This window comes from Microvirga sp. jy35 (genome assembly GCF_056148915.1).
The window spans coordinates 1-3,368 of sequence record NZ_JBWBEW010000099.1 but is presented as its reverse complement, the minus strand read 5'-3'; the positions used below and the strand labels follow the sequence as shown (position 1 = coordinate 3,368).

Genomic DNA, 3,368 nt, shown 5'->3' with positions numbered 1-3,368 from the left:
CGACGGCGCTTAAACAGAGACAACTGGACGGCTCCTCAATTAGCCATCCCTCGCTACACTGCCAAGGTTAATGCAACAGTGCCACCTGGCTCGCCCCCGGAGCGGCGGCAGGAACCGGGACAAGAACCCCCCTGAGGGTTGAGCAACCGCCGAGAGTGAGTGCGAAAGCAAGGCCTACGCAGAACTTGAGGGAGGCTGAGGTCATGAACAGGTCCAACGCTGGTGATGGCGATAATGTCGATATCACATGCAGCGGCTTTCAGGACCGACACCTTGCGCGAGACCATTGGGCGCACCGCGAACCGTTCCGGTCGCCTGACCCTGAAAACAAAAGGCCCCAAAAGGGGCCTTTCTCATTTACTCTCCAAAGCGTCTCAATCGAATAGTTCTTCGAGAAAGGACTTCTTCCGCTTGGGATGGCGGTGCTGATGGCCGTGCTCGTACGGCTGAGTGTAGCCTCGGTCGTGGCCCTGATCATACTGCGGCTTTGAAAAGGAAGGCTGTTGTACTGGAGCAGCGGCTGGTGCGTCTTGGGCGCTTCGCTCGAGGATCTTGTCGAGCTCTCCGCGGTCGAGCCAAACACCACGACATTGAGGGCAATAATCAATCTCGACACCCTGTCGTTCACTCATCACGAGTGAGACCTGACAGACAGGACACGGCATACCGGCAGCACTGGTCATAGGCGGGCCTCCTGAGGCATAGAATAGAATGACAAGCCGGATCTCCAATGAGTCTTGCTTTGGCTAGACCCGAGTGTTCTCATGCGGTCCGACATCACAGCCACATTGTAGTGCCTGTCAGAGGGGCCCGGGCCCGCTACGGTCACATGGGCGCGCGGAGAGCTGCCTACAAGTCGGACTACCCCGGTACTCCATTCATTGCGCCCACGATCCTATCCGACCGACAAGGGAAGCACAGAGGCAAAGGCTAACGCGGCGACGTGAGGCAATATCAGAAGCGCTTTCAGCAGGTGCTCAATGTGCCCCGTTCAACTTCTTCCCACGGCATCAAATCCGATCCTTGGGACGACTGAGAACTCAGAGCCTTAGTTCCATGACTGGCGACCTATGAGGACGGGTTATCAACCCTAGCCTGCCACTTCTCCAGAAGTCATGCCTTTCCTGGGCCATCCGATCCGGAGCCGCTCCTGGCGGAGGGAGCGTTCGCGGTGACGCCTCTGCTGGTGTCGCTACTGCTCGCTTCACCCTTTAGCTCACGCTCCGCCTGATGCCAGAACTCCGCCTCATGACCTTCAAGCCGACCGTGTTGCTCCCAAAGCTCGAAGGCGCGCTGCCTTATCCGGTCCTGTGTCTCATTAGCATGCTGTTCCATATTACAGTCCTTCCTGCGTACTCTTCCAAAAGCATGCGTTCCGAATGATGCCTTATTAATGGTGTTTACCGTATATTATCAATAATAGCTATGATATTTTTAGGTATTAATCTGGGCTCAAGTGTGTATAATTCATCGACAATGCTTCTTGAATGGCATTGTCAGCACCGATAGGTACTCGTTTTGTTTAAGTATTAATGCTTAATATATTACGGGTATTCGCAACGGCATCGCGGCGCCGTTCATTATTCCAGGTTCGTATCGCGGGCGGCAGCGGACGGCTTTTATCTGGCAACCTGCCTTTTCCCTAGAACGGATGAAATATGAAGCCGGCACGAATTCTCCTCGCAGTTACTCTCCTCAGCATGCTCGGGGCCACGCCAGCGATGGCCGACTGCCAGATCGCCGACGCCAAACTCGAAGAAGCCATCCTGCAAAAGCCCGAGCTTCGTGGGAAGGCTAACCGCCAGACCGTTCGTGACCTGCGTAACTTGCGCGACGCCGCGATCACGCTCCGGTCCTACGGGCGTCATGAGGATTGCGAGCGCCTGCTGGGCAACATCCGAGAACTTCTCGCCGGCCCTCCAATGAACTCCTTGGGCGGCAACGACGAGGAGGATGCGGAGACGCAGATGAGCGCGCGGGAGCCAAAGGTCCAACGCGGCGCTGTCCAGGGACGTCGAGCCGACAAGGATGCCAAGCCGCTCATCGACATTGACGAGCTTGCCCCGGGCCTGAGAGCGGATCAGATCATTGGCGCAGAGGTGAGAAGCGCCGACGACAAGATCGTGGGCGAGGTCCGGAACGTCGTGTTCGGCACGAAGGACCGCCGGGACTACGCGATCGTGGCGTCAGGAGGGTTCTTCACCCCTGGCAAGGACAGCATCGTGGTCCCGATCCGTTCCCTCAAGGTCTCGCAGGAGCGCGACAGCTTCTTCCTTCCCATGCCTGAGGCGAAGGTAAAGGCCATCCCGCACATGCCCGATCAGGATTACAAGTGGCTGTCGGACGACACATGGCGCACCCGGAATGACGCACTCTTCGCAGGTCGCCCGTGACTGAGTACAGGCTTGCGCTCGTGCCTCAGTGCCACGAGCGCTCTCTTTCGTGGCGCACTCAGTCCTGAAGGAGCAGTGCTCGGATCAGCTCAAGCAGTCTTTCAGGACGCACCGGCTTTTCGACGAAATAGACGCCCTCCGGCAAATCCCCGGGTGCAGGGGCCACGCGTCCGGATGCGATCACGACACCGATATCCTGTCGATCCTCCCGCACCCTGCGGGCCAGCTCGAAGCCGTTGATGCTCCCGCGTGGCATTTCCACGTCCGTGACAACCACCTGGACGTCCGGAGCGGCCGCGAGAATATGAAGCGCCTCGTCCGCATGAGCCGCCTCCATGACCTTGAAGCCAGCATCATCCAGCACGTCGACCTGCATCATGCGGACGAGAGCTTCATCCTCGACAACGAGAATGAGCGCGCGAATGTCAGGTTTCTTCTCAAGCATGTCGAGTGGAATGGGGATCAATCCTCTTCGTTCCTAAGGCCACGATGATACTCGGCCGGACCGTGTTCTGGCGCCTATCCGGCCGCCTCCGGGAACGAGATCGTTACCGTCAATCCCGCATCGCTGCGCACGTCGATCTCACCCCGGATCTGCTGAACGAGAGACCGAACAAGGCCGTAGCCGAGCGATCCTTCCCGCAGGCTCGACATCCCTATCCCATCATCCCGGACGATTAGTTCAATCCAGCCCGGCCGGCTGCGGCGCGCCTGGACGAGGATCGTGCCTGACCTTGGTGCGGGGAACGCATATTTTACGGCGTTGGTAATCAGTTCGGTCAGCACAATGCCGAGCGGAACCGCCGTGTCGGCATCGACCAGGATCCCATCCTCCATCTTCGCCTCAAGGCGGATGCGGTGATCGTTCTCCGTGATCGGTCTTAACGCCTCGCACAGGTCTGCCACGTACACTGAGACGTCGACGCGTTGAGCCTTTTCCGACTTGCTCAAGAGGTCGTGCACCCGAGCCATGGC

At 58.4% G+C, this 3,368-nt stretch carries 5 protein-coding genes; 1 reads left to right on the top strand and 4 read right to left on the bottom strand.

Going from position 1 to position 3,368, the window contains the following annotated elements:
- Positions 1 to 374: 374 nt before the first annotated feature.
- Together AC0QTX_RS27305 and AC0QTX_RS27300 are read right to left on the bottom strand one after the other, a co-directional pair.
- Positions 375 to 683: a TFIIB-type zinc ribbon-containing protein gene (locus AC0QTX_RS27305; RefSeq protein WP_474606929.1), complete on the bottom strand. Its 309-nt coding sequence runs from the start codon at positions 681 to 683 to the stop codon at positions 375 to 377.
- A gap of 430 nt (positions 684 to 1,113) precedes the next feature.
- A complete protein-coding gene (locus tag AC0QTX_RS27300) occupies positions 1,114 to 1,335 on the bottom strand; it encodes a DUF2934 domain-containing protein (RefSeq protein ID WP_474606928.1) in 222 nt (73 codons plus the stop codon).
- Positions 1,336 to 1,658: 323 nt separating this feature from the next.
- Here AC0QTX_RS27300 and AC0QTX_RS27295 point away from each other — a divergent pair, with 323 nt between their 5' ends.
- On the top strand, positions 1,659 to 2,393 hold the full coding sequence (locus tag AC0QTX_RS27295; RefSeq protein ID WP_474606927.1) for a PRC-barrel domain-containing protein: 735 nt from the start codon (positions 1,659 to 1,661) through the stop codon (positions 2,391 to 2,393).
- Between the two features lie 58 nt (positions 2,394 to 2,451).
- On the opposite strand, the gene AC0QTX_RS27290 is transcribed toward AC0QTX_RS27295, so the two are convergent.
- On the bottom strand, positions 2,452 to 2,859 hold the full coding sequence (locus AC0QTX_RS27290; protein WP_474606926.1) for a response regulator: 408 nt from the start codon (positions 2,857 to 2,859) through the stop codon (positions 2,452 to 2,454).
- A 53-nt stretch (positions 2,860 to 2,912) separates the two neighbouring features.
- The coding region (locus AC0QTX_RS27285; protein WP_474606925.1) for a sensor histidine kinase at positions 2,913 to 3,368 on the bottom strand (456 nt) is incomplete at its 5' end.

Excerpts from the sequence above, each read along its gene's own strand:
- AC0QTX_RS27305 (WP_474606929.1), bottom strand. The coding sequence starts at position 683 with ATGACCAGTGCTGCCGGTATGCCGTGTCCTGTCTGTCAGGTCTCACTC.
- AC0QTX_RS27300 (WP_474606928.1), bottom strand. The coding sequence starts at position 1,335 with ATGGAACAGCATGCTAATGAGACACAGGACCGGATAAGGCAGCGCGCC.
- AC0QTX_RS27295 (WP_474606927.1), top strand. The coding sequence starts at position 1,659 with ATGAAGCCGGCACGAATTCTCCTCGCAGTTACTCTCCTCAGCATGCTC.